24 protein-coding genes are annotated in these 24,038 nt (G+C 63.5%); 12 read left to right on the forward strand and 12 right to left on the reverse strand.

The features are described 5' to 3' along the window. Window positions 1–95: 95 nt before the first annotated feature. Together D3D01_RS02680 and D3D01_RS02685 are read left to right on the forward strand one after the other, a co-directional pair. Window positions 96–488: a hypothetical protein gene (locus D3D01_RS02680; protein ID WP_053966265.1), complete on the forward strand. Its 393-nt coding sequence runs from the start codon at window positions 96–98 to the stop codon at window positions 486–488. 55 nt (window positions 489–543) lie between these two features. Further along, the gene (locus D3D01_RS02685; protein ID WP_121511147.1) at window positions 544–1,794 is read left to right on the forward strand and encodes a DNA double-strand break repair nuclease NurA; all 1,251 of its coding nucleotides are present in this window, start codon (window positions 544–546) and stop codon (window positions 1,792–1,794) included. A 5-nt stretch (window positions 1,795–1,799) separates the two neighbouring features. Here the strand turns inward: D3D01_RS02685 and D3D01_RS02690 are convergent, their stop codons facing one another. The 4 genes from D3D01_RS02690 to D3D01_RS02705 form a co-directional block, all read right to left on the reverse strand. Then, entirely contained in the window at window positions 1,800–2,102 is a 303-nt protein-coding gene (locus D3D01_RS02690) for a hypothetical protein (RefSeq protein ID WP_121511148.1), read from the reverse strand. Further along, window positions 2,102–2,452: a winged helix-turn-helix domain-containing protein gene (locus D3D01_RS02695; protein WP_121511149.1), complete on the reverse strand. Its 351-nt coding sequence runs from the start codon at window positions 2,450–2,452 to the stop codon at window positions 2,102–2,104. The genes D3D01_RS02690 and D3D01_RS02695 overlap by 1 nt, the downstream gene beginning before the upstream one ends. 89 nt (window positions 2,453–2,541) lie before the next feature. Beyond that, a complete protein-coding gene (locus D3D01_RS02700; RefSeq protein WP_101349340.1) occupies window positions 2,542–2,877 on the reverse strand; it encodes a hypothetical protein in 336 nt (111 codons plus the stop codon). A gap of 43 nt (window positions 2,878–2,920) precedes the next feature. Further along, entirely contained in the window at window positions 2,921–3,712 is a 792-nt protein-coding gene (locus D3D01_RS02705) for an endonuclease/exonuclease/phosphatase family protein (protein WP_121511150.1), read from the reverse strand. 87 nt (window positions 3,713–3,799) lie between these two features. Between D3D01_RS02705 and D3D01_RS02710 the strand changes: the two genes are divergently transcribed. Both D3D01_RS02710 and D3D01_RS02715 read left to right on the forward strand, forming a co-directional pair. Beyond that, on the forward strand, window positions 3,800–5,695 hold the full coding sequence (locus tag D3D01_RS02710) for an ATP-binding protein (RefSeq protein WP_121511151.1): 1,896 nt from the start codon (window positions 3,800–3,802) through the stop codon (window positions 5,693–5,695). A 69-nt stretch (window positions 5,696–5,764) separates the two neighbouring features. Then, complete coding sequence (locus D3D01_RS02715; RefSeq protein ID WP_101349337.1) at window positions 5,765–6,196, forward strand: universal stress protein; 432 nt, start codon at window positions 5,765–5,767, stop codon at window positions 6,194–6,196. 2 nt (window positions 6,197–6,198) lie between these two features. Here the strand turns inward: D3D01_RS02715 and D3D01_RS02720 are convergent, their stop codons facing one another. Beyond that, window positions 6,199–6,642 carry a universal stress protein gene (locus tag D3D01_RS02720; protein ID WP_121511152.1) on the reverse strand — a complete coding sequence of 148 codons (444 nt, stop codon included), beginning with the start codon at window positions 6,640–6,642 and terminating at the stop codon, window positions 6,199–6,201. Between the two features lie 157 nt (window positions 6,643–6,799). Between D3D01_RS02720 and D3D01_RS02725 the strand changes: the two genes are divergently transcribed. Next, window positions 6,800–7,513 carry a DUF4013 domain-containing protein gene (locus tag D3D01_RS02725; protein WP_101351400.1) on the forward strand — a complete coding sequence of 238 codons (714 nt, stop codon included), beginning with the start codon at window positions 6,800–6,802 and terminating at the stop codon, window positions 7,511–7,513. Here the strand turns inward: D3D01_RS02725 and D3D01_RS02730 are convergent. Next, the gene (locus D3D01_RS02730; protein ID WP_101349335.1) at window positions 7,510–8,619 is read right to left on the reverse strand and encodes a KaiC domain-containing protein; all 1,110 of its coding nucleotides are present in this window, start codon (window positions 8,617–8,619) and stop codon (window positions 7,510–7,512) included. The two genes, D3D01_RS02725 and D3D01_RS02730, sit on opposite strands and share 4 nt — an antisense overlap. A gap of 108 nt (window positions 8,620–8,727) precedes the next feature. On the opposite strand from D3D01_RS02730, the gene D3D01_RS02735 reads away from it, so the two are divergent. Then, window positions 8,728–9,579, forward strand: a complete 852-nt coding sequence (locus D3D01_RS02735) for an NAD(+)/NADH kinase (protein WP_121511153.1) — start codon at window positions 8,728–8,730, stop codon at window positions 9,577–9,579. On the opposite strand, the gene D3D01_RS02740 is transcribed toward D3D01_RS02735, so the two are convergent. Beyond that, complete coding sequence (locus tag D3D01_RS02740) at window positions 9,576–9,863, reverse strand: hypothetical protein (RefSeq protein WP_053966276.1); 288 nt, start codon at window positions 9,861–9,863, stop codon at window positions 9,576–9,578. The two genes, D3D01_RS02735 and D3D01_RS02740, sit on opposite strands and share 4 nt — an antisense overlap. A gap of 76 nt (window positions 9,864–9,939) precedes the next feature. Beyond that, on the reverse strand, window positions 9,940–10,548 hold the full coding sequence (locus D3D01_RS02745; protein WP_101349333.1) for a hypothetical protein: 609 nt from the start codon (window positions 10,546–10,548) through the stop codon (window positions 9,940–9,942). A 94-nt stretch (window positions 10,549–10,642) separates the two neighbouring features. Here D3D01_RS02745 and D3D01_RS02750 point away from each other — a divergent pair, with 94 nt between their 5' ends. After that, window positions 10,643–11,020 carry a HalX domain-containing protein gene (locus tag D3D01_RS02750; protein ID WP_121511154.1) on the forward strand — a complete coding sequence of 126 codons (378 nt, stop codon included), beginning with the start codon at window positions 10,643–10,645 and terminating at the stop codon, window positions 11,018–11,020. Here the strand turns inward: D3D01_RS02750 and D3D01_RS02755 are convergent. Then, window positions 11,017–11,637, reverse strand: a complete 621-nt coding sequence (locus D3D01_RS02755) for a TetR/AcrR family transcriptional regulator (protein WP_101349331.1) — start codon at window positions 11,635–11,637, stop codon at window positions 11,017–11,019. The genes D3D01_RS02750 and D3D01_RS02755 overlap by 4 nt on opposite strands. A gap of 204 nt (window positions 11,638–11,841) precedes the next feature. Here D3D01_RS02755 and D3D01_RS02760 point away from each other — a divergent pair, with 204 nt between their 5' ends. The 3 genes from D3D01_RS02760 (at window position 11,842) to D3D01_RS02770 (ending at window position 17,781) form a co-directional block, all read left to right on the forward strand. Then, window positions 11,842–13,767, forward strand: coding sequence for a COG1361 S-layer family protein (locus D3D01_RS02760; protein ID WP_101349330.1), 1,926 nt, complete (start codon window positions 11,842–11,844; stop codon window positions 13,765–13,767). Window positions 13,768–13,770: 3 nt separating this feature from the next. Further along, window positions 13,771–16,287, forward strand: a complete 2,517-nt coding sequence (locus D3D01_RS02765) for an RND family transporter (protein WP_121511155.1) — start codon at window positions 13,771–13,773, stop codon at window positions 16,285–16,287. A gap of 93 nt (window positions 16,288–16,380) precedes the next feature. Next, window positions 16,381–17,781 carry an NAD(P)/FAD-dependent oxidoreductase gene (locus tag D3D01_RS02770; protein ID WP_101349328.1) on the forward strand — a complete coding sequence of 467 codons (1,401 nt, stop codon included), beginning with the start codon at window positions 16,381–16,383 and terminating at the stop codon, window positions 17,779–17,781. On the opposite strand, the gene D3D01_RS02775 is transcribed toward D3D01_RS02770, so the two are convergent. The 3 genes from D3D01_RS02775 to D3D01_RS02785 form a co-directional block, all read right to left on the reverse strand. Next, window positions 17,776–19,701: an ATP-binding protein gene (locus tag D3D01_RS02775; protein WP_121511156.1), complete on the reverse strand. Its 1,926-nt coding sequence runs from the start codon at window positions 19,699–19,701 to the stop codon at window positions 17,776–17,778. The two genes, D3D01_RS02770 and D3D01_RS02775, sit on opposite strands and share 6 nt — an antisense overlap. An 85-nt stretch (window positions 19,702–19,786) precedes the next feature. Beyond that, window positions 19,787–20,515 (reverse strand): 5-formyltetrahydrofolate cyclo-ligase, encoded by a 729-nt coding sequence (locus D3D01_RS02780; RefSeq protein WP_121511157.1) that lies wholly within the window; start codon window positions 20,513–20,515, stop codon window positions 19,787–19,789. 4 nt (window positions 20,516–20,519) lie between these two features. Next, a complete protein-coding gene (locus D3D01_RS02785; RefSeq protein WP_121511158.1) occupies window positions 20,520–21,632 on the reverse strand; it encodes a PGF-CTERM-anchored ABC transporter substrate-binding protein in 1,113 nt (370 codons plus the stop codon). A gap of 58 nt (window positions 21,633–21,690) precedes the next feature. Between D3D01_RS02785 and btuC the strand changes: the two genes are divergently transcribed. After that, window positions 21,691–22,761, forward strand: coding sequence for a vitamin B12 ABC transporter permease BtuC (gene btuC / locus D3D01_RS02790; protein WP_101349324.1), 1,071 nt, complete (start codon window positions 21,691–21,693; stop codon window positions 22,759–22,761). Beyond that, window positions 22,758–24,029, forward strand: coding sequence for an ATP-binding cassette domain-containing protein (locus D3D01_RS02795; protein ID WP_121511159.1), 1,272 nt, complete (start codon window positions 22,758–22,760; stop codon window positions 24,027–24,029). The genes btuC and D3D01_RS02795 overlap by 4 nt, the downstream gene beginning before the upstream one ends. Window positions 24,030–24,038 lie beyond the last annotated feature (9 nt).

The raw sequence follows: 24,038 nt of genomic DNA on the forward strand, positions 1-24,038 counted from the left end.
GCGAAATTCGGCAGCACTGGTGGTGCTATTCCCCTGCTATCGTTGCTGGTATCGGGAACCCTGAAATTAAGAGGGTGGCCCGCCTTCGGTCGGGCATGACTCGGAACATTCTCTCGGACGACCTGGCCGACGCAATCGTTACGACGGCCCGGACAGCGACAGGCGACTCGCTTCGCTCAGTGACGTATTTCACACGTGCGAACTTCGAGCAGCTCTATCTTCGGGACGACCTCGAACAGGACGCCGACCTCAACGACTTCGTCGGCCACGAGTGGCAGGGGTACAAGCAGACGAAAAACGCCTACCAGGAGTCCGAACTGGGCGACTACCGTTTCACCGTCCGTGCGTTCTCGAACGGCTACCTCCTGCGGGCGACGACCGAGCGACAGGGCGTGCTCATCACCACGGACGGCCTGACGATGCAGTCCTACGAGGAGATCGCCGAGGCCATCGAGCGCCTGCTTCGCGAGGAGTCGGGCAAGGAGTAACCACCGAATTGGCGAGTGACCAAAGGGTTATGTCCGTCCCGGCGAACCCACGGGCATGACGCTGGACCCGGTGCACGTCGACGGCATCGCCAAGCTCGCCGGGCAAGTGCGCGAGACCGTCGAGACGAGCGACCAGGAGGCGGCCGCAGAGGAGGTGTGGGACAGTTTCCTCGATCCGCTGTGGCAGGACGGAACGAAGATTCTGGAGCCGCTGGACGAGCAGCGCCGCCGGAAGGTTCCGATTGAAGACATCGCGCTGGTGGACCCGCCGTTCCCGACCCAGCACGGCCTGGACTCGGGGACGATTAATCCGACGACGTTCAAGAACGGACTGGTACTGGACGTGGCACAGGCGGCGATGGGCAGTGTGCCCTCGGACATCGAACTCCACCGGGGCCGGACCATCATCATGGCCGTGCACTCGAACGACGCGACACTGGGGTTCGGCGGCGAGTGGCAGGGTGGGGACCGCGGTTACGCCAAGCGACGGGTCCTCGACGTGCCACAGGTCGACCGCTACGAACAGCGGGTCGTCCACGCCCTGGCGCTGTACCTCGCAGAGAGCCAGCACGCGCTGACAAACGCCGATGTGGTCGAGGACCTGTTCATCCTCGATGGCCCCATCTACCCGACCGGCGTGCTCCGATGGGCCGACCGCGACACTGAACTAGCCGACCTGCTCGCGGAGGACGACCGGCCGAAGACGGTGGTAAACAACTACGTCGACCTCGTCGAGCGGTTCGTCGAGCGGGACGTTCCGATGGTCGGATTCATCAAAAACTCCTCGACGAAGGCCCTTACGCGGGCCCTCCGCCGAAAAACGAACGCCCCGTGGGTGAACGACACCGCTTTCTTCCGCCGGATACTGGAGCGCCGTGACGATGGGGGCGACCGGCAGACCGACTGTCTCACTGCGACAAACTGGTTCCGCTCGCGGGGCGGCACCGACGGCATCATGGCCGCCGACGGCGACGCGCTGGGCATCGAGCGGTCGCTCGACCCCGAGGCCTACGAGGTGACGTTTTTCGTTCTCTACGACCCCCGGTCCGACCTCGTGTTCCGCGTCGAGGCCCCCTATGCCTTCACCAAGGACCCGGAGTGCCGGGCCAAGCTCACGCGGCAGATACTCCACGACGTGGCCCGAGAGCAGGGGCCGCCACTGGCTATCGGGAAGGCCGACGAGCTCGCCAAAATCGACCGGCAGGGCAGCGAGGAACTCACCCGCCGCATCGAGCGGACGTTCGAGACTGACCGCGAACGAGAGTACAACGATATCCGGTGGGGCGCCGTCGAAGAATCGTTCTGAAGTGGCTAGTCGCGGCGGGCCAAGACGATAGCGTAAAGCAAGACAAGGAGACCGACGAGTTCTGTGAGAGTGCCCGGAAGGGGAAACACCATTCGTGGGAGGACCTGCACGGCACTCAGGGTAACGAGGTACGAGACGAAGGTGAGGAGGCTGATTCCGATAGCCAGTGCGAGTATGGAGCGGGTCCGCCGTCGACGGTAACCAACGAGCGCCAACGCAGCGATAAGCAGTCCGACCCCCGTCTGTGCGAGGTGGAACGCAGTGTTCACGGTAATCCACGTGTCGGCGGAGAGGCCGGCAACCTCCATTACAGCCCCTCCCAGAGGTCGACCAGCGCGTCGGCGAACTCGTGTGTTTTTGACTCGACGGAGAGACTCACGTCAAAGGTCCCTTCGGTGAGACACACCGTGAGTTCGTCCATCTGTGCCTCGTACACGTCGACGTGGTGCCCGTCATCCGCAATTTGCGTTCGAGCAGTGACGAGGCCGCAGTCCTCAAGCGCGCCGAGACGGCGATACACGGTCGAGAGTGACATGTCGCAATCGTTGCTGAGTTCAGTTGCAGTCATCGATCTGTGACTCGTGGCTGCAAGGAGTGCGCGAGCGTATTCGTCATCGAGGAGGGCAAACACCTCAGTCGGGGACGGGTCCTCGGCCACGCGCAGTGGGTTCACCCGGCACCGTGGTATAACTCACCGGTCGTTCGCTGACTCAGAAAACGGACGGGGCTTCCGACAGGCCCGCGCAGTTATGCCGTCTCGGCCTGCTGGACAGTGACATCCACTGTCTCACCGGCGACGCCGAGTCGGGCGAACTGGGTTCGGACGTGTTCCTTGGCCGCGTCGATGGCCGCATCGCGCGTCTCGAAGCCGCGGGGCATCGGGGACTCGAAGGCGATTCGGATCTCGCGGTCGCCGATGGACTGGACCTGACCGCCGCTTTCGACCTCGTAGAAGGCGTCACAGACCCAGACGTAGGGGGTCCCCTCGTCCGGCGCGCCGTTGAACTCGGGCGGCTCCTCGCCCGGTTCGTACAGCGTCCCGGTCAGCGCCGTCCCGCCTGCCGTCCCCCGAATAAGCAACATACTCACATGTAGGGGCCCCAGCGGCAAAAGATTCTCCCCCGGCTCAGGGTCGGCAGTCGACCACGACGGGCAAGTGGTCGGAGCCGTAGTGGTCGTCGTCGCGGTCGGCGATGACCGCCCTGGTGTCGACGGCCACGTCCTCGGTAACGAACACGTGGTCGATGCCCATCTCGGGGAGCAGTTCGTGGAAATCGGTCCGGCTGGTCGTCGGCCCGTGGGTGACGGTCGCTGTGTCGCGGGCGTCAACGAGATTTCGGCCGTCGGGGAGTTCGTGGCTCGTAGCGCGCTCGTAGGCCGGCTCGCCGACCACGCAGTTGAAGTCACCCATCAACACCGCGGGCGCGTCCCGAGCGACGGAGTCGAGATGGTCGAGCGCCAGTTCGATTCCCTCGGTCCGCGCGGCGGTCCCCTGGTGGTCCAGATGCGTATTCAGGCACAGCAAGTCCTCACCAGTGTCGCGGTCGCGGAGACGCGCCCAGGTTGCTACGCGGGGATAGGCGGCGTCCCAACCGACGCTACTCGGCTTGGCCGGCTGTTCGGAGAGCCAGAACGTGTTCGTGGCCGCGCAGTCGAAGCGGTCGGTCCGGTAGCCGATAGCCGTGTGCTCCCCGCCGGCGTCGACGGGGTCACGCGGATCACCGACCCACTCGTAGCCGTCCAGCAACACCTCTAGCTCCCGAAGCTGGTGGGCCATCGCCTCCTGCAGCCCGATAATAGCGGGGTTGTGATACTGAATTATCCCCGCGACCAGCCGCCGCCTGTGGGGCCACCCGTCTACCCCATCTCCGGCGGTGTCGTACCGCACATTGAAAGACATCACCCGCGTCGGATTCATATGCGTTCGTTGACAGCCACCGGGGTAAGGTTTCACATTCATACCGCTGGGGAAAGGTGTTAATCCCCGGCTACCCTGAACTGGAGTATGTCCGACCTCGGGGATTTCACTGATTTCGACGGCGACGACGCGGCGGCCGACGACGAGGCCGCACAGTCGTCAGAGACGACCGACGACGGTGACCGGGCTGTCGACGCGACAGAGGGCACCAATCCGACAGCACCAGCTGCGGATGCCGATTTTGAAGAGATAGACGTGACGCCGGCAGGAACAGACACCGGCCTCGGTGTCCTCTCGGCAGCGAGCGGCCTCCGAATCAGCGAGGAAGCAGAGGAAACGGTCCTGCGGGCGTATGTCACCGCGCGGAACCGCTCGCGCCTGCGCATCGGAACGTATCTGCTGGTCCCGTACCCCGACGGCGAGCGGCTGTTCTGTCGCATCAAGGCCCTGGAGTACGCACAGGAGTTTCACGCCGACGACGCGACCGAAATCCACGCCCGGCGGGCGATGCGCGAGCGGGGCATCGACGAGCGGGACTTCAAGTTCATCGCGGAACTGGAGCCGGTCGCAGTGCTGTACAGCGACGGCGCGACGTCGGAGACGTCGCAAGCAGCCGGCGGTGCCGGCGACAGCGGCGACCTCAAGCGGCGGATGACAGACCGGGTGCCAAAACCCGAAACCGTCGTCCGGGAGGCCACCGACAAATCCGAGATCAAGACCGGTCTGAAGATTCCCGAGGACGGTGTCTTTCTGGGCCATCTCGCCGTCGGCGGCGAAAAGGTCCGCACCGCCGCGGAGCCGCCGACCATCGACTACCGGCTGAAAGACGACTACGACGCCGGTGACCCGCTCGTGTTCCGGCACACCCTCGTTGCCGGCGGGACGGGGTCCGGGAAGACTCACAGTTCCAAGAACGTCCTCCGGCAGTACCTCGGGCGGACTTACGAGATGGGCGACGGCCGGACGCCCGAACTCGCCGTCGTCCAGTTCGACCCCCAGGACGAGTACGCCCAGATGCACGACGACAACCCCGCGATGACCGACGAATTCGAGCGCCGCTGTGAACGGGAGGGCGTCGCCTACGGCGGCCACGACGACACCATCGCGTTCGTCCCGAAGGTCGCGGGGGCCGACTACAACGCCAGCCACCACCGCGCCGAGCAGGTGGAGTTCACCATCCCGTTCTCGCTGGTCCACGACAACCCATGGCTCATCGCCGGGTCCAGCCTGAACGACAACCAGTACGGCGCGCTGGTGAACACACTGCTCCCGCGGTTCGAGCGCGAATACGGCGAGGGCGGGACCTACAGCGACTTCCGGACCTTCCTCGGAGACCCCGCGCTCAAGGAGCAACTGGACGAGGCGGGCGACGTCCACGAGGCCACGTTCGACGCTGTCAAGCGCCGCGTGCAGGGCTTCGGCGCGGTCTTCGACCAGGACGCCCGCCCCATCACCGACCAGATTTCCCAGTTCGTCCGCGACGGCGGCCTGACGGTCATCCCGACGTACCACATCACGGACTCCCGGACCGCCTCAACCATCGTGCTGGCCGTCTCCAGCCTACTCATCGACCAGAAGCTCTCGAACGACCCGGACTACGACCGCATCAAGGAGACGCCGCTCGTGCTGGGGATGGACGAGGCCCACAACTTCCTCACCGACGCCGACAGCGTGCAGGGCCGCAAGGTCATCGGGAAGTTCACCGAGGCCGCCAAACAGGGCCGCAAGGAGCGCCTCGGCCTGTACCTCATCACGCAGGACCCACAAGACATCGCCGATCCGGTGTTCAAGCAGATAAACACGACGATGGTGCTCAATCTCGGCGACGAAGACGCAATTTCGGCGGTGAACATCCCCAGCAATCTGGAATCGAAGGTCCCCTACATGGAGAAAGGCCAGCGGGTCGTCTACTCGCCCGACAACTCCGAGCCGGTGGAACTCATCGGCCTGTCGACCTGTGTGACTCGCCACGGGCGGGACTGAGAGACCGCAGACCAACGCGCCGATTGCAGGGGGCCGAAGATTCAAATCGGCCCCAGCGGAAGTGGTCGTATGGCAAAGCGAATCCTCGTTCCGGTTGACAGCTCAGATCAAGCATCAGTTGCCTGTGAGTTCGCAGCCGAGGAACACCCGGACGCGACCATCGTTCTCCTACACGTCATCAACCCCGCAGAGGCCGGCTACAGCGCGGAGGCATCGATCCCCTCCTTCTCCGAGGAGTGGTACGAAAAACAGAAAGCCACAGCAGAGAGCCTGCTCGACGAGCTTGAATCGGAAGTGACCGAGGCCGGTGTCGACTCTGTCGAACACGTCATCGAGGTCGGACGACCGACGAAGGTCATCGTGGAGTACGCGGACGACCACGACATCAACCAGATTATCATGGGGAGTCACGGCCGCTCGGGGATGTCCCGCATCCTGCTGGGCAGCGTTGCCGAAATCGTCGTCAGACGGGCATCTGTGCCTGTAACCGTCGTCAGATAGCGCTACGAGTGTCGGACGATATGGACGTCGTACTGCGGGTCTTCGGACACCGGTGAGCCGACACTACAGACCGGCGTCGACACCCGTCCAGCGTTCTCACTGCCGATGAACACGATGGAGGCCCCCTCCTCGTGAGCGACTTCTCTGATCGTCCGAGTGATATCCGTCGTCGTTGACCCCATCGAACTCACGTCTTCCGGGACCTCGTAGCGGAACGACGCCGTCGGGGCGACCGACTCAGCTTGCTCTCGCATCCGGTCGGCGATAGCTTCGACGTCGAACTCCTCGGGGTCGTCGACCCAGCCCTGTTCACGCGCGTATGCCGCATCGTTCGGAATAACAGACAGTGCAGTGACATCCTCGTCGCGGTAGCCCGCGAACTCCATCGCCCGCGTTAGCGCGGCTTTCGACAGGGCCGAGCCGTCAAAGGGCACGAGTAGTACCATATCCCACCTGTCGCCCGGTTGTGATTTATTGGTTCCGCAAGCTGGTGCGATTGCTGAGGATTAGTGCTGAAGTCGACACATCGCAGTCCCGCGGTAAGCCGAGCGAATACCCCGGCAAGGTGTCTGTAACTAACTGTGTTGAGTGTGACTAATGGCCATGGAGTCGCTCGAAGATACACTCAGATATCCAATGGAAGACGACGACTGGACCGTAACCATCCTCATCGGCGGCGTCCTCAGCCTGCTCTCGTTCCTCGTCGTTCCAGTCATACTCGTGTACGGTTATCTCGTGCAGGCGGTCCGCGAACGGGCCGACGGAGCGACACAGCCACCGGCGTTCGAAGACTGGGGCGAACTGCTCGTTGACGGGCTCAAGGCCTGGGCCATCAGCATCGTGTACATGCTCGTCCCGCTCGTCGTGTTCGGGGTGACCGTCGGCGGCAGCCTGTTCGCGATAGCAACCGGGACCCGTGCCGGGGCGGGCGCGGGCCTGGCCGGCCTCTTCGGCGGGCTGGCGATATCGTTCGTCCTGTCGCTGGTGTTTGGCTACGTGGCGACGGCAGGCATCATCCACTTCGCCTGTACCGGCGAGTTCGGAGCCGGGTTCGATTTCGGGACGTTGCGGACGCTGGTCCTGTCCCCGGAGTACGCAACACCGTGGCTGGTCTCGATTGCGCTGTTCATCGCCGTCAACGTCGTGGTGAACTTACTCAACGTGATTCCGTTCCTCGGTTCGCTCGTCGCTGTAATTCTCAGTCCGTTCGCCACCTTCTACGTGCTGGTCGTGGCGACGGACCTCTGGGCTGGTGGCTACAACGCGGCTCTCGACGACCGTGACGAACCGGAGTCGGTCGGAACGGCGACGGCTTAGAAGATGTTTGCCTGCTGGTAGACCGAGATCCCGTCGTTCGTTATCTCGTAAGGTTTCGTCTCCCGCGAGTGGTTCGCGTTCCGTATCTTCTGTATCTCGACGGCGAGTCGCGTCTCGCCGGTGTCGGACCGGACGTACTGCAGGATGAACACGGCGTCGGTCAGGTATTCGATGATACCGTGTCTGGACGCGAAGGGGTTGCTCTCGCTGGCCTCAGAGACGAGCATCGTCGTCACGCCGGCCTGTTTCAGCGACCGGGTGAAATCGAACACTTCGGTGCGTCTCCGGGACTGGTCGTCGTACATCATCTCGAGCAGCGAGACGGAGTCGAGTACCAGCCGGTCAGCGCCGAACTTCTCGATGAGCGCCGGTAGCTCACCACGAATGTTGTCAAGGCTATTTGCCATCTCGACCGGGTCAAGATCGACGATTGCTAGCTGGTCCTGTTCTTCGTACTCTTCGAACCCCCAGCCGCGGTCGCCGGCGGTGTCCAGTATCGCGTCGTGAGACTGTTCAAGCGTCAGAAACACCGCGTTCTCCCCGTTCTGGAGGCCGTGGTGAAGGAACTGGAGCCCGAACGTCGTCTTCCCGGTTCCGGCCGAACCGATGGTGACGATGAGGTGACGCTGTGGGACCCCACCCTGAATCATCTGGTCGAGACCCTCGATACCGATGTCGACCCGCGGGATGTCGGACTCGAACTCCGCCTCGAAGTCGCTGCCGCTGTCACCGTCACCGCTGCCGGCAGATTCGAACGCAGTGGCGAAGTCGTCGTCAAAGAGTCCGCCGCTGTCGTCGCCGGAGGACTCGACATCGGCGGACCCACCCTCACTGTTGAAAGGGTCTCCACTGCTGTCGTCGAACGGGCTGCTCTCCCCGCCAGACGCGGTGCCACCGTCGTCAGCAAACGGACTGCTATCACCACTGCGCTCGCCGTCGTCGCTATCGCCCTCAAACGGCCCGGTGTCGGTAGATGCCGATTCCGCGGCGTCGCTCTCGGATGGTGTCGCCGAAGCGTCGTCGGCCTCCACCGGTCCGCTGTCGCCGTCCTCGTCGTCCAGTGCGCTTTCGAACCAGTCGTCGTCGGACTTGTCGTCCTCGCTCATACGCACGACCACCAGCCACACGAACGGCTCATGGAAGGGGATACGCGTCGGGACGGATATAAGTGCCGTCGTAGAGGGTTTATATACGGTCGGCGGGAACGTCCGGCAATGACTGTCGGGATCGTCGCACAGCGGGACAACGACCGAGCCATGTCGCTTTCGAGTACACTGTGTGACCGACTGCGCGCCACGTCGGCGGCCGTCGTCGTGGACGAAACGACGGCCGGCGCGTTAGGCGACCACGACGCGTGGGAGGCTGCTGTGCCTGATTCGGCCCCAGTCGAAGAGATGTCCGCCTGTGACCTCGTCGTGAGCATCGGCGGCGACGGGACCTTCCTGTACGCGGCCCGTGGCGCGGGGTCGACACCGATACTGGGCGTCAATCTCGGTGAAGTCGGCTTTCTGAACGCTATCGCACCCGAAGAAGCCGTCGAGACGGTTGTCGCGGAGGTCGAACACATCCAGAAGACCGGCAGCGCCCGGACACGGGCCAAGCCGCGGCTCCAGGCCAGCGGCGACGAGTGGGAGCTCTCGCCGGCGCTGAACGAAGTCGTCGTCCAGGGCGAGCGCCGCGGCCACGGCGGCGGGGCCACGCTCGACGTGTACGTCGACGACTCGCTGTACACGTCCGGCCACGCCGACGGCGTGCTCGTGGCGACACCCACCGGCTCAACGGCGTATAACCTCAGCGAACGCGGCCCGCTCGTCCATCCCGACGTGGCCGGTCTCATCATCACGGGGATGGCAGACGAGATGGGGACGCCGCCGCTGGTCGTCGACGTTGACAGCGAAATCGCCATCGAACTCACGGACGCCGACAGCGGCGTCGTCGTCAGTGACGGGCGAGTGAGAAAAGACGTAGTGCCGCCGGAGCGAATTACAATCTCGCGTGCGGGCGAACCGGTCCGGCTTGCCGGACCCCCGCTTGATTTTTTCACCGCACTGGACAAGTTGGCCTAACGCCGACCGACGGCGTACAGCACCGGCGCGAGGACGAGCAACACCAGCCCAAACAGTTTGTACTGGAACGCCGACGCAAGGACGCTCCCGCTGTTTGGTTCCATCGCCGACGCCGGCGTAATCACGAGCAGTGCGCCCAGCGCAATCGTGTGTAGCCCCAGCATCCGGAGCGACCGTTGCGGGAGAATTGCGACGAGCCCACCGACAAAGCCGAGTAGCAGGACATCACCGATGGTGTAGTTCAGCAGGAAACTATCGATGAGTTGCAGCGGTGACGCGAGCATTCCTATCCAGAATCTCGCCGGGATGGAATCTTTAAAGTTCCGTTACGCCGCCGACGTGCGGGCGGCGTTCGGCCGTTCAATCCCCCGCTGTCCCCAGCGGTGTAAGCAGGAGGTAGCCGCTGGATGGGGCACCAGCCGTCCGCAGTCGAAACTGCCTCGGTTCGTCGGGTGCCGTCGAGAGGGCGACGACATCAAGGTCAGCTGTGCTGACCGTCTCGGCGTCCACTTCATCGATACCAGCCACGAGCAGTGCTTCCGAAAGGGCTGTCCCGTTGAGCCGGTCGGACGGCACGTCGAACGCGGTCCCGAACGCGTCGTTTGCCGCACGCACGACCGGGCCGTGACCTTCATCGGCGAAGTACAACACCGGGTCCGGATGCCCGTCGAAGAGGTCGACCGGCTGTGGCTCCGGTGTTTGCTTGGCATCTGCCGACACTGTCATCGTTTCGTCGGTCGTCTCGCCGGGCGAGTCAGTCACCAGAAGGTAGGAGACGCCGCCCAGTCCGCCGCCAAGCGCCAGACCGAGGCCGACAGTGACCTGTTTCGAGAGCCCGAGTGAGAACACTGACTGCACCACCAGCGCGACGGTGGCGAGCACGACCGCGCCTGCCCCTATCCAGCCGACCACGGCCGCGAGGCTGCCAAGACGGTGTCGACCGCCTGTGTCCGCCGACGACTTGCTCATCAGTGTACACTCACTGGGCTATCGGTTAACGCTTTTCGAGAGGCGGCTGCCGATAAAACATATACAGTTGCCAGCCCTATAACGGTTTAATACTGTGTCCAGAACTACAGGTGGGCCGCCGCGAGCACTCGTCGTAGACGACGATATGCTGACCGCGGTCGATACCGACCTGAACATTCTGGAGATGCCCTTCGACGACTACCTTCAGAAGCCGGTCGACCAGTCGACGCTCCTGTCGACGCTCGATCAACATCTCGACAGGCCTCAGGAAGACGACAGACTCGACGAGTACTTCCGGATTTCGTCGAAGCTCTCCGTGCTGGAACGGGAAAAGTCCGCGTCACAACTGGAATCGAGCACCGAGTATACGGAGCTGAAAGAGCGTGCCAGAGAGCTGGAGTGGGTGCTGCAAGCCGAGAACGATGATCTCGAGGAGTTGAAAGAGACGTACCAGTCTATCTGCCGAAGCTAAACGCCGAGAAGCAGCGTCTCTTCGATGTACTCGTCGATAGTGTCCCGAATCTCGGCGACAGGGTTGTCGTTGCGTGTTGCGCTCTGAAGAATCACACCGTCGAGTATCGTGATCATAAACCGCGAAACTGTCTCGGGATCGACATCGGCGAAGACCCCCTGTTCGATGCCGTCCTCGATGATCTGTACGAGTTGCCGGGTGAACAGTTCGTCTGTCTCAGTGAACTTTTCGCGGAAGTCCGGGTTCTGGACGGCCTGGGCGCGCATCTCGACGTACGAACCGAGCACGGCGTTCTTTTCCGGCGTTTCGACGCAGTCGGGAAAATCGTCGAGAACAAGGCTGACAAACGTCTTGATGTCCTGCTCGGGGTCGCCGGTCGATTCGATCTGAAAGATGCGGTTAAATTCCGTGAGGATGAACTCCTGAAACGACAGCAGGAGGTCCTCCTTGCCATCGAAGTGGTGATAGAACGTCGATTTACTGAGGTCGGCCTCGTCCGCGATTCGCTGTATCGAAAGTCCGGCATACCCGTATTCCCGGAGGGCGCGGAACGTGGCTCGCATTATCGCCTCGTGCGAGTCCGCCGGCTCCCCGGCAAACGGAATTCCATCACTCATCCCGACCGAATATTCGTTCGGGCTGTAAATATCTTCCCACTGTTACTGAACCACAACGTTGATAGGCGACCGAACGTTCGTTCGATATACACGGTTCGGGCGGGAGTCTGCACAGACGTATGTGGGTACATATCCCGACTACCCAGACATGACGTCCGCTCCGGACAGAAACAACGACAAGAAATGTCCGAAGTGTCCCTACGCATGAAACCACGAACATTACTGACGCTGGCTGTTGTCGCATTGCTCATGGCGTCCGGAACGGCGATCGGCGCCGTGACCGGGAGTCCCGACTTCGACGCAACGTTCGTCGATAACACCGTTACGCCCGGTGAAGAAACAACACTCGACGTTGTGCTCGTCAACAGCGGGACGGTCGACTCCGGTCCGACATCACAGGCCGTTCGGAGCAGCGAAGTAACGACCGCTCGCGGGACCACAGTCAAAGTCAACGACGGAGACGCCCCGATTACGGTGACAACGAGCAAGCAAGCCGTCGGGTCCGTCCCGGAAGGGAAGACACAGCCCATTTCATTCGACATCAGCGTCGATGACGACGCAAGTCCCGGCGACTACACCGTCCCTGTCATCGTCGAATACGAGTACACGAGCTATATCTCCGAAAACGACGGGGCACGAGACGAAGAGACAACGACGAAACGGATCGAACTCGAACTCGAAATCGACGACGACGCGGCTTTCGACGTGGTGGACGTCGACTCCGGCGCACGCGTCGACTCGGTCGGGACGGTCGCGGTCACCGTCGAGAACACTGGTGACGAACCGGCCCGGGAAGCCTCGGTAACGCTGGAATCGACGAACCCTGAACTCACAGTCGGGAGCGACACCAGTAGCTCCCGGTTCATCGACACCTGGGAGGCTGGTGAACAGCGGACGCTCCGGTACCGCGTCGGTGCGAGCGGTGACGCCAGAGCCGAACCGTACCAGTTCGACCTTCAGGTCGACTTCGACGACACGGACGGGGTACGAAAGAGTACGTCCGCCTCCTCGCTCGGTATTACGCCTGCCCGCGAGCAGACGTTCAGCGTCCGGGGCGTCGACAGTGACGTCGCCGTCGGGGATTCGGGGACCTACAACGTCACGCTCCACAACGACGGGCCAGTGGCTGTCAGAGATGCCACGGTCTCCCTGCGCTCACAGAGCAGCGAAATCGCCTTCGGCGAGTCCGACTCCGCCGAGCAGTACATCGGGACGTGGGAACCCGGAGAGACTCGCACCGTCAGCGTTGACGCGTCCGCCAGCGAGGATGCGTCCGTCAGAGGCTATGCGATCTCAGCCACGGTCGGCTACAAGGATCCGGAGGGCGACAGCGGCGCTGACGACGATATCGCACTCGGAATCCGGCCAGAGCCCGAACAGTCCTTCGAGCTGGGGGACGTTGAATCGACACTTCAGGCGGGCGACGACGGGACCATCGAGGCGTCACTCACCAATACTGGCGACCGAACGGTTCGGAACGTCGTCCTAAACTGGGCCAGCGACAACGACAACATCTCGCCAAAGGAGACCCAGTACGCGGTCGGCGATCTCGGACCGGGCGAGTCGGCGACCGTCTCGTTCGACGCCGAAGTGTCGGACAACGCGAACGCCGGCCCGCGGCAGTTCGACTTCGTCGCCAACTACCGTAACAGCGAGGGCGACAGCCGCGAGAGCGATACGCTCGAAGTCCGGCAGAGCGTCGGCGGCAGCGCCGACGAGTTCATCGTCGAGACGACGAACGCGTCTGTCAACGTCGGCGGGTCGAACACGCTCGAAGTGACGATCACCAACGACGCGGGCGAGCGGCTAACCGACATCGAAGCGAAGCTGTTCACTGAAGACCCCATCTCAGTGTCGGATGACCAGGCGTACGTCGAGAGCCTCGACCAGGGCGAGTCAGCGACCATCGAGTTCGGTATCAGCGCGAGCGGTGCCGCGATGACGAAGAACTATCCCGTCTCGCTCGACTTCCAGTACGAGGAGCCGGACGGAGATACGCCGGTGTCCGACACGTACCGACTGCCCGTCTCTGTGACCAACTCCGGCGGTGGCAGTTCGCCACTGACCGCGATTATCGGCGTCGCGCTCGTGGCCGCCCTGGCCATCGGCGGCTACTTCAGATTCCGCTAACGCATGGATTACCAGCGCTACATCGACTGGGCGGACGACCGCATCGTCCACGATTCACGGAAGGTGGTGCTCCTCTTCCTGGTCGTGACGGTGGTCTTCAGCGCCGGCCTCGGAAGCGTCTCGACCAACTCCGGGACGTCACAGTTTACGACCGGGCTTCCGGCCGAAGAGGCACTGCAGGAGGTCAACGACAAGTTCTCGCCGGCCTTCTCTCCGGATACAGGGAGCACGCAGTTGATCCAGCGGGAGAACAACGTGCTCGCGAAGCCGGCGCTGCTACGGATGCTCAGGTCACAGCATCGGTTGGAAGAGCACGGAGCGCTCCGTGTCACGTCGACCTCAAGCGCCGCTACCATCGTCGCCCAGCAGCTAGATCCGGAGGCGAAGACGACCGAACAGCAGATCTATGCTGTCGAAGCCGCGACACCGGGAGAAATCGACGCTGCCGTCGGGCGCGCGGCCGAGCGGAACTCCCGGTTCAAATCGCTACTGAGCAAGGATTTCAACCGCAAATCCGCCTCAGCGTCGGCGACGATCGGCGTCGTCACGCACGAGGTTCCGGCCGGAATCTCGTCCGGGTCAGGCCAGGGCGGATCGAGTCCGCTGACGAGCATCCAGAAACAGGCCGGGTTCACTGTCTCCAGCGCTGACAACGGTGGCATCACCCTGTTCGGGAGTGGCATCATCGCTGACGAGTTCTCGAACGTGGTCAGTGATTCGCTCATCCTGACCGTGCCCGCAGCGGTGCTGTTCATCCTCTTTTTCCTGACGATTGCCTACCGCGACCTCGCAGACATGGCGCTTGGCCTTATTGCGCTGTTTATGGCCGTCGTCTGGACGTTCGGCTTCATGGGGCTTGCCGGTATCCCCTTCTCGCAGATGCTCATCGCCGTGCCGCCGCTGTTGCTGGCGGTCGGTATCGACTTCGGAATTCACGCCGTCAACCGGTATCGGGAGGAGCGCGAAACCGGAGCGTCTATCCAGAAGTCGATGCGAATCACGACTGACCAGTTGCTTGTCGCCTTCTTTATTGTGACGGGGACGACAGTCATCGGGTTCGCCGCGAATCTCACCAGTGCACTGCCGCCGATTCAGGACTTCGGCTACGTGGCCTCTGTCGGTATCACGTTTACCTTCCTCATCTTCGGGGTGTTCCTACCCGCCGCAAAGGTAGAATTGGATCGGCTCCGTCAGCGCTTCCCCATTCCGACGTTCAGTGAGACGCCGCTGGGCGCGGAAGACTCAGCACTCAGCGACGTGTTGCGCGGCGGTGTCGTCATCGCGAATCGCGCCCCGATCGTCTTCCTCGTGCTAATCCTGATATCCACGGTCGGTGCCAGCTACTACGCCACCGGCGTCTCGACCTCGTTCAGTCAGGAGGACTTCCTGCCGCCCGAGGAGAATCCAGACTTCGTCGAATCCCTGCCGGAACCGTTCGCTCCGAGCGAATACACCGTAACGGAGGTGACGAACTTCCTCGATGACCGGTTCGATACGACCCAGTCCAGTCAGGCGACGGTGTACGTAGAGGGGCCAATGCGGAACGATGCGGCGCTTGAGCAGATGTATCGGGCGGGTGACAACCCGCCGGATTCGTTCGTCCGAGAGGACGGGCGCGCTGAGTCGACGTCTATCGTCACGGTCATTCAAGACCGAGCAGCAGAGGACCCCGAATTCCGCCGGATGGTCGAGCGCAACGACCAGAACGACAACGGAGTCCCAGACGATAACCTCGAGGAGATATACGAGTATCTGCTCGACTCGTCGGACCGGAGTACGGCGTTAGAGTACATCACCGAGGACTACCGGAGCGCGCGCGTCGTCTACACGGTCGAATCAGACGCGACCGACGCCGAGGTGACCGCCGATACGCGAACCGTTGCCGAGGACTTCCGGTACGAGGCGACGGCGACCGGCTCAATCATCGTGTTCCAGGCCGTCTCGGACCTTATTCTGGAGTCAGCCATACAGTCACTGGCGATTGCGCTTGCCGGGTCGTCGGTGTTCCTCATTCTCATCTACAATATGCTGGAAGGGCGGCCGTCGCTTGGTCTCGTGAACATCATTCCTGTCGTCGTCACGGTGGCGTGGCTCGGCGGCACGATGCGGGTGCTTAGCATCCCGTTCAACGCGCTCACAGCGACAATGCTGGCGATAACCATCGGGCTGGGGGTCGACTACTCTGTCCACGTCACCCACCGGTTCGCCGACGAGTTCGAGGAGAACGACCTCGAAACGGCGCTAGACCGGACTGTTCGCGGGACCGGCGGGGCGCTGTTCGGGAGTATGCTCACCACGACGTTCGGCATCGGTGTGCTCGGGCTGGCTGTGTTCCCCGCAATCGGCCAGTTCGGCATTCTGACGGCGTTGTCGATCGGGTACGCGTTCCTTGCTTCCCTACTGGTGATCCCCTCCGCGCTCGTCGTCTGGGACCGGGTGTTCAACGCTGACTGGTCGGTCGGTGGCATACTCGGGTTCGGGCGGTCGCGGCCACCCGCACCCGTCGAAGGCGACGACTGACCGGGTCAGTAGGACAGACGACCACACGTCGGTCGTGTCTGGGCGAAACACGCCACTGAAGCCTTTATTTAATGCCGTCGCTCTAGCACTCGTATGACTCACGTCGTTATCATCGGCGCGTATGGGAGTGCCGGGGCCGCAGTCGCCGGCGACCTTGTCGAGGAGGAGGACATCGAACTCACGCTCGTCGACAACGGCGAGCCCGGCGGTGGCCTCTGTATCCTTCGTGGCTGTATGCCGTCCAAGGAAGTGCTCTCCGCAGGTGCACACCGCTTCCAGGCGCGCCACGACGACCGTCTCGTCGGCGACGTGCCCGAAGTCGATCTGGAAGCCGTCGTCGAACGGAAGGACGACCACGTCCTCGGCTGGGCGGGACACCGCCGGGATTCTATCCACGAAATGGCCGAGCGCGACGACGTGACGTTCATCCACGACACTGCCACGTTCGTCGACGAGCATACGGTCCGGGCCGGAGGCGAGGAACACGAAGCCGACTACGTCGTCATCGCGACCGGCTCCAGCGTGAACATCCCAGACACACCCGGAATCAACGAGGTCGACTTCATGACGAGCGACCAGGTGCTCGATGCCACTGAGTTCCCCGACTCTGGCATCGTGATGGGCTTTGGGTACATCGGGATGGAGATGGTCCCGTACCTCGCCGAGGCCGGTGGGATGGAACTCACAGTTATCGAGCACGACGACCGGCCCATCGACGAGGGCGACCCGGAGTTCGGCGACGAGGCGCTCGACATCTACGAGGACAACTGGGACGTGACCGTTCCGACGAACTGCTACGAGAAGGAACTGGAGGAGACAGAAGACGGCGGCGTCCGCCTCACCGTCGAGTACGACGACGGCGGCGAGGAAACGTTCGAAGCCGACCAGCTGTTCCTGTTCACCGGCCGTCGCCCGACCGTCGAGGGATTGGGGTTAGAGAACACGTCCATCTCAGTGGAGGGCGACTGGGCGAAAGACACGATGCAGACCCGCGACGCCGACCACATCTACGCCGTCGGCGATGTCAACGGCAAGGAGCCGATTCTCCACGTCGCCAAGGAGCAGGGCTTCACCGCCGCCGAGAACATCGTCCGGCAAGAGTCCGGTGGCTCGCTCGAAGACTACCGGAATGTCCACCACCACGTTATCTTCTCCGGGCTCGGCGTCTATCCGTTCGCTCGCGTCGGCCACAACGAGGAGACTGCGAAAGAAGCGGGCTACGACATCGTCACGGCGACGCGACAGGCCAGCGACGACGGCGTGTTCAAATCGAAAGACGTGCCCGAGGGCCTTGCGAAACTCGTCGTCGACGCGGAGGACGGAACAGTACTCGGCTGGCAAGGGATGCACTACCACGCGGACAGCTTCGCCAAGACGTTCCAGACCATTGTCGAGCTCGGCCTTGACGTGCGTGACCTGCCGGACCGGGCCTACCATCCGACGCTCCCGGAGAACGTCGACGGACTCATTCGGGACTGCGTCGACCAGCTATAGGCGGTCGACCTGAACCCCGGTCACGTCGAATCGCACCCCGCCGCCATCGCTTTCTGCGACAGTTATTCGCCCACCGTGTGCGTCGACGATTTCGGAGACAATAGCCAGCCCGAAGCCGGTCCCGTCGTCGCTCGTGGTGTAGCCGCGCTCGAACACCTGCTCACGCTCGTCCTCGGGAATTCCGGGGCCGTCGTCCGCCACGTAGAACCCCCGCCCACCCGAGAGCGTCCCGACGCGAACAGTCACGGGGTCGTCGCTGTGCTCCACACTGTTTCGGAAGAGGTTCTCGAACAGCTGCTGGAGGCGCGTCTGGTCGCCCGTGATTTCCGCGTCCATCTCAATTCGTTCGAGCGTCGCGTCCGAGCTTTCGACAGTGTCCCAAGCGGCGGTGATGATATCGTCTAACGACGTTTCGTTCGCGTCGATGACCTTGTGGCCGCCGCGAGCGAGCGCGAGCACGTCGTCGATGAGTTCGTCCATCCGTTCGAGTGACCGGTGGAGCGACTCGATGTGCTCCGGATTCCCGTCGTATTCTTCCTCAACAAGCGTGAGCCGGCCGAACGCCACGCTAAGCGGGTTCCGGAGGTCGTGGCTGACGACGCTGGCGAAGTCCTCCAGACGGTTCCGCTCGCGGGTGAGTTCCTGCTCGCGGCGTTCGCGCTCTTGCTCGTAGCTGACCCAGTTCCCCATCAACTCGACGAGTGTGACTTCCCACTCAGAGAATGAGTCACGGGGGTCCGTACCGTAGAAGCAGAACGTCCCGAACACTGACCCATCGACGATAACAGGAGTTCCAAGGTAACAAGAGATGCCCATCTCCGTGTAGCCAGCCCTTTCGGCCAGATCTGGCCGGTCTTCAGCGATATCGGCCAGCACCAGCGTCTGCTCCTCGATGACGGCCCGCTCGCAGTTCGTTGCCTCCAGCGGGACCGTATCGCCCGCTTCGGTAGTGCCCGTCCGGTCGGTTACGATTTCGAAGACGTATCTGTCACCGTCGATGCGCGAGAGTGCGGCCGTCTCCGTTCCGAGGACGTGTTGGCCGATTTCGAACAAGCGCTTGACCTTCGCCTCGAAATCCATGTCTTTGCGCGAGATGACGGCATAGATTTCTCTGAGCGTTCGCTCTCTCCCTCTGAGCTTCTCCTCGTGTTTCTGGCGCTCCGTGATGTCACGGAAATACACCGAGATGCCTGTCGGCGACGGGTACACGGACACCTCAAACCACGTCTGTAGCGGCTCGAAGTACGCCTCGAAGGATGTCGGCTCCTGGTTCGACATCGCCTCCCGATACCGCTTGCTGAACTCCGTCCCCTCTAGGGACGGAATCACCTCCCAGATGTTGCGCCCCAGCAGGTCCGTCGTCGCTCCGTCCCCCTTCATCGCACGCTCGATGATGCGCCGACCACGCTCGTTGGCGTACGTGAACTCCCAGTTCTCGTCAACAGCGAAGAACGCGTCGGTCATCCGGTCGAGGATGTCCGACTCCTCCCGGGAGCGAGCAACGGCAGCGGTGATCCGCTGTCGAAGCAATTCCGTCTGTTCCGAGAGGGGTGTCTTCGTCACGTAATCCGTGACACCGGCCGAAATGGCCTCGCTGGCCACGCTCTCGTCTCCGTCATCAGTAAACAGCAGAAACGGGAGGTCAAACGACCGGTCCCGAACAGCGCCCAGCAGTTCGATCCCGTTCCGGGCCGGCAATCGATACTCGCTGACAACACAGTCGTAGGACGCGTCTTCGAGGGCACTGAGGGCGTCTGTTGCCGTCTCACACACCGTCACAGTGAATTCGTCGGCGCTACCAGTCAGCGTCTCCTTGACCGCTGTGATGTCATCACAGTCCTCGTCGACATAGAGGACACGGACCTGTCCAGCGGTTCCATCGACCCCGTGACGGTTCGGCGTGGCCACGGGTGTATCCATACGTCTTTCAGGGAATGTGGGAATAAAGTTGTACCGCCGGTAAGCTTTCATTACCAGGGTTGTACCCGGGACAGCGGCTGTGAAGTCAGTCAGAACGGCGCGAGGAAAGTACCGGAATCTCGTCGATTCGGTCCGCGGAAAGCGCGTCCCAATCGACGCCCGTCGGCGTCGTGTGCGTAGTGGCTGTCTCGACAGTTCGCTCCGGCGTCACGACCCGGTCCATCGGCACGTCATGGTCGTCGACAGGCACAGTGGCGTCGACAACGCCACCGGGACCGCCGACAATCTGGAGTTCGTGAACCGTCGTCACGACCGGCGTCGTCTCGTCGACCAGCCCCAGTTCCCGGAGGACGGCGTATTCGAGGTCGCTGTACCCCTCGCCCTTGCCGATTCGTGCGCCGTCTTCGGTGACCGCGACCGACCCCGACACGACGAGGTCGACGTCCCCGACCGCCTCGGGACCGACCTGTCGCGCGTGGTCCGCAACATTCGAGATGGCCGGCGCGGCCTCGATATCATCGAGGTCGTCGGGGTCGAGTTCGTAGAAACACCGCTCGTCCCGAAGCCGTGGTACAGCCATATACACCGTCTTTCCGGCCCGCAACGCCGCCCGTCGGACCGGAAGCTGTGGCGAGTCCGGGTTCGCCTTGACCGTCTCGGCGGCGTCCCAGACTGCGGTCTCTGTCAGGCGCAGTGCGGCCTCACTCGCGCCCTCAAAGTTCGGAATCCGGTCGTGGGGCGGGAACGGGAACCGGGCGACGCCCCGTTCTTCCAGCGCGTCCCAGGCTGTCTCACGGATGCGTTGTTTGTCCATAGCCCTATGGCCTCCGACGACGAACCTGTTGTGCGCAGACCAGCGCTAGCAGTGCGACAAGCGCCCCGACGGCGGTGAATCCGGGACCACTGGCATCGGTGGTCCGTTCCTCCGTCGCCATCGTGTCCGTAGCTGTCGACAGCTCGGTCTGTGCCGTTGCTGTCTCGGAAGGCGTCACGGCCACGGCCGACCGGGGAACGTAGCTGTCGGCGTCATAGCGGTCCGGATAGAGCTGTGCGGTGGCGTTGTGTGCGAACGAGACCACGCTCCGTGGCGCAGGCTGGTTGATATTCCGTACCCGGACGGAGACCGTCGTGTTGGTCTCGCCCGCGGTCGTGCTGGCGTATGGTTCCGTCTGCGTGATGGTCGCCGTGTTCTCGGTGACGAAGAGAACATCCGGGTCGAGCTTGAGGATGACCTCGTCGTTGAGCTGTGGGTATTGCGTGTGGTTGCGGGCCGCGGCGTTCTCCGCGCCCGCGAGTTCGATGAGCGACGTGACGAAGGTGTTGCCGGCCGCCACGTACCCCCCACCGAGCGGATACAGCGCCGTCGGTCGGTCTTCGGCGTCCGCAGTGACCTGCCGAACGGCGTCGACGTTCGCGACCATCCAGGCGTTCGCTTCGCTCGCACCTTCGCAGTTACCAGTCAGTCGACCGATGGTCGCCGTCTTTGCTTGAATGTCCTCGATAGTTGTCGCGGCGGGGAGGTGATACACTGTGAGCCCGGCCTGCCGGAGCGGGGCCACGTCACCGGCGCTGGCGTTCGGTGCAATCACCAGATCCGGGTTCGTACTGACGACGCGCTCAACGTTGACACCGAAGCTTGCGGAGACGTTCGTTCGGCTCTCAGCGCCGTCCAGATAGCTCGCATACTGAGTGAGCCCGACCACCTGGGAGCGGCCGCCGATCTCCCACATCGTCTGGGCGGCCGAGGGATTGGTCGTCGTCACCCGCTCCGGACGCTCCTCGATCGTGACCTCAGTCCCGGTCGCGTCGGTCACCGTGACCGGGAACGAGCAGCCGTCCGCCTGCGTGTCAGCTGCTGCTGACGCCGGAGTGATACCCGCGAAGGAGCCGATGAGCACGACAAAGACATAGACGAGAGCACGTCGTCGCATACCCTATGCGGGTGTCAGGAGCAATAAATACTTATCTACTGCAAGTGGGCTTTCATACATGCGTTTCGCGGGTCGGACCGTCGGGTGGTCGGCTGGGCTCGTCGCCGTCCTCTGTGCCGTGGTGACGACGAGCGCCGGAATCGGTCCAGTGTGGATTCCGCCCGCCGTCGTCGGGAAGGTGCTGCTCAACGCCGTTGTCGTCCCGACGGGCATCTCTATCTCAGGCCCTACGGTCGACGTGACCACGGCCCACATGTTTTCCTACGCCGTAAGCGACCTTCGGACACAGATTGTGATGCAGGTCCGGCTCCCCCGAATACTGCTCGGTGCGGTCGTCGGCTTCTCGCTTGCCGCCGCAGGGACGATTATGCAAGGGATTTTCCGGAATCCGATGGCTGACCCCTCTATCATCGGTGTGTCCTCCGGCGCGGCCGTCGGCGCGGTGGGCTTCATCGTCGCACCGGTCGTCATCCCGTTCGGGCTCGGGCTCCGCGGCGCAGCCTTCGCGGGGGCGCTGGTCGCGGCCTTCGGCGTCTATCTCATCGCGACGCGGAACGGGCGTACGCCGGTCGCGACGCTGTTGCTGGCCGGCGTGGCGATACAGACGTTTCTCGGCGCGGTCGTTTCCTTCCTGTTGCTCCACAGCGGCGAGAGCATCCGCCGGGCGCTGTACTGGCTGATGGGCCATCTCAAGGGTGCGTCCTGGCCGGAAGTGACCACCAGCGTCGTGCTCGTTGCTATCCCATTCGCCGTGTTGCTCGCGTACGCACGCGACCTGAACGTCATGCTGCTCGGCGAGGAGGACGCACAGAGCCTCGGTATCGAGGTCGAACGAACCAAGCGAGTCCTGCTCGCGCTGTCGGCGGTCATCACAGCAGCGGGCGTCGCCGTCGCCGGCATCGTCGGCTTCGTCGGCCTCATCGTCCCCCACGTGATGCGGTTGCTCGTCGGGCCGGACCACCGTATACTGCTCCCGACGGCGGCCCTCGCCGGGGCGTCGTTCCTCGTAGCGACGGACACGCTGGCACGCTCAGGCAGCGCCGAGGTCCCGGTCGGCATCGTCACCGCCGTCCTCGGCGCGCCGTTTTTCCTGTACTTGCTCCGGAAGCGGGAGGTGCACGAGCTATGAACGGCGGAGCTGGGTCCGACAGTGCCGACCCGGAACGGGGTCGCTCCGGACCGATACTCGACGTGTCTGGCCTCGCGGTATCATTCGGCGACCAATCGGTCGTCTCAGACGTCGATTTCAGCGTCGACCGCGGGTCGCTTGTCGGTCTCGTCGGCCCCAACGGCGCGGGCAAGACGACCGTCCTGCGAACGGTCAAGGGGACGCTCGACCCGGACCGCGGCACGGTTCGCGTCGACGGCGAACCGATTTCGGACCGCTCGGCGAAGGCGGTGAGCCGCCTCGTCGCGAGCACGCCACAGGGCACCGCGCTATCGTTCGATTTCAGCGTCAGACAGACCGTTGAGATGGGGCGGACACCGCATCTCGGCCGGTTCGACCGGATTGACGAGGCAGACCGCCAAGCCGTCGAGCGGGCGATGGAGCGCGCGAGCGTCGCCCAGTTCGCCGACCGGCCGTTCACCTCGCTCTCGGGCGGCGAGCGCCAGCGGGTCCTCCTCGCTCGGGCGCTGGCACAGGAGACCCCAGTGCTCCTGCTGGACGAACCGACGGCGAACCTCGACATCAACCACGCCGTCCGGACGCTCGAACTCGTCCGGACGCTGGTCGAGGACGGAAAGACGGCCGTCGCCGCGATTCACGACCTCAATCTGGCCGCCCGGTACTGCGACGAACTGGTGTTGCTCGCCGGCGGCGGCATCCGCGCCGCGGGCCGTCCCGCAGACGTGCTAACGAGCGACACGCTCCGTGACGCCTTCGACGCGGAGACGCTGGTGACGACCCAGCCCGGCACCGACGCGCCGCTCGTGACACCGCTGCCCGAACAAGAGGCAGTCGACCGCCGCGTCCACGTCGTCGGGACCGGTAAGCCGGCGGCGTCCGCCGTCTCGACGCTCGTTGGTGCCGGCTGTCAGGTCAGTGTCGGCGTTGTGCCCGCCGGCGATATAGCCGCCGAGCGGGCGCAGGACCTCGACTGTGAGACGGTCACGGTCCCGGCCTTCGCGGGCATTGACGACGCGACCCGCGGGCGTGCGGTCGAACTCGCCCGGGCCGCCGATGCCGTCGTGGTCGCCGGGGCGGTCGGCGACGGGAACGCGCCGGTGGTCGAGGCTGCCGGAACCTGTCTTGCTGTCGAACCGGACGAGAGCACCTGCACAAGCGCCGCTCACGACACCGTCCCACTGGCTGCGCTCCCCGCAGCGGTCGCGCCCTTGCCGGCCGCACCGGAGCGCGATGCGAAACCGACGCTCAGGCAATCGACCACTGACTGAGAACAGCAA

The organism is Haloarcula sp. Atlit-7R (assembly GCF_003666065.1).
GTDB classification, from domain to species: domain Archaea; phylum Halobacteriota; class Halobacteria; order Halobacteriales; family Haloarculaceae; genus Haloarcula; species Haloarcula taiwanensis.

Coding starts and splice junctions, on each gene's coding strand:
- D3D01_RS02680 (WP_053966265.1), top strand. CDS start 96: ATGACTCGGAACATTCTCTCGGACGACCTGGCCGACGCAATCGTTACG.
- D3D01_RS02685 (WP_121511147.1), top strand. CDS start 544: ATGACGCTGGACCCGGTGCACGTCGACGGCATCGCCAAGCTCGCCGGG.
- D3D01_RS02690 (WP_121511148.1), bottom strand. CDS start 2,102: ATGGAGGTTGCCGGCCTCTCCGCCGACACGTGGATTACCGTGAACACT.
- D3D01_RS02700 (WP_101349340.1), bottom strand. CDS start 2,877: ATGTTGCTTATTCGGGGGACGGCAGGCGGGACGGCGCTGACCGGGACG.
- D3D01_RS02705 (WP_121511150.1), bottom strand. CDS start 3,712: ATGAATCCGACGCGGGTGATGTCTTTCAATGTGCGGTACGACACCGCC.
- D3D01_RS02710 (WP_121511151.1), top strand. CDS start 3,800: ATGTCCGACCTCGGGGATTTCACTGATTTCGACGGCGACGACGCGGCG.
- D3D01_RS02715 (WP_101349337.1), top strand. CDS start 5,765: ATGGCAAAGCGAATCCTCGTTCCGGTTGACAGCTCAGATCAAGCATCA.
- D3D01_RS02720 (WP_121511152.1), bottom strand. CDS start 6,642: ATGGTACTACTCGTGCCCTTTGACGGCTCGGCCCTGTCGAAAGCCGCG.
- D3D01_RS02725 (WP_101351400.1), top strand. CDS start 6,800: ATGGAGTCGCTCGAAGATACACTCAGATATCCAATGGAAGACGACGAC.
- D3D01_RS02730 (WP_101349335.1), bottom strand. CDS start 8,619: ATGAGCGAGGACGACAAGTCCGACGACGACTGGTTCGAAAGCGCACTG.
- D3D01_RS02735 (WP_121511153.1), top strand. CDS start 8,728: ATGACTGTCGGGATCGTCGCACAGCGGGACAACGACCGAGCCATGTCG.
- D3D01_RS02740 (WP_053966276.1), bottom strand. CDS start 9,863: ATGCTCGCGTCACCGCTGCAACTCATCGATAGTTTCCTGCTGAACTAC.
- D3D01_RS02745 (WP_101349333.1), bottom strand. CDS start 10,548: ATGAGCAAGTCGTCGGCGGACACAGGCGGTCGACACCGTCTTGGCAGC.
- D3D01_RS02755 (WP_101349331.1), bottom strand. CDS start 11,637: ATGAGTGATGGAATTCCGTTTGCCGGGGAGCCGGCGGACTCGCACGAG.
- D3D01_RS02760 (WP_101349330.1), top strand. CDS start 11,842: ATGAAACCACGAACATTACTGACGCTGGCTGTTGTCGCATTGCTCATG.
- D3D01_RS02765 (WP_121511155.1), top strand. CDS start 13,771: ATGGATTACCAGCGCTACATCGACTGGGCGGACGACCGCATCGTCCAC.
- D3D01_RS02770 (WP_101349328.1), top strand. CDS start 16,381: ATGACTCACGTCGTTATCATCGGCGCGTATGGGAGTGCCGGGGCCGCA.
- D3D01_RS02775 (WP_121511156.1), bottom strand. CDS start 19,701: ATGGATACACCCGTGGCCACGCCGAACCGTCACGGGGTCGATGGAACC.
- D3D01_RS02780 (WP_121511157.1), bottom strand. CDS start 20,515: ATGGACAAACAACGCATCCGTGAGACAGCCTGGGACGCGCTGGAAGAA.
- D3D01_RS02785 (WP_121511158.1), bottom strand. CDS start 21,632: ATGCGACGACGTGCTCTCGTCTATGTCTTTGTCGTGCTCATCGGCTCC.
- btuC (WP_101349324.1), top strand. CDS start 21,691: ATGCGTTTCGCGGGTCGGACCGTCGGGTGGTCGGCTGGGCTCGTCGCC.
- D3D01_RS02795 (WP_121511159.1), top strand. CDS start 22,758: ATGAACGGCGGAGCTGGGTCCGACAGTGCCGACCCGGAACGGGGTCGC.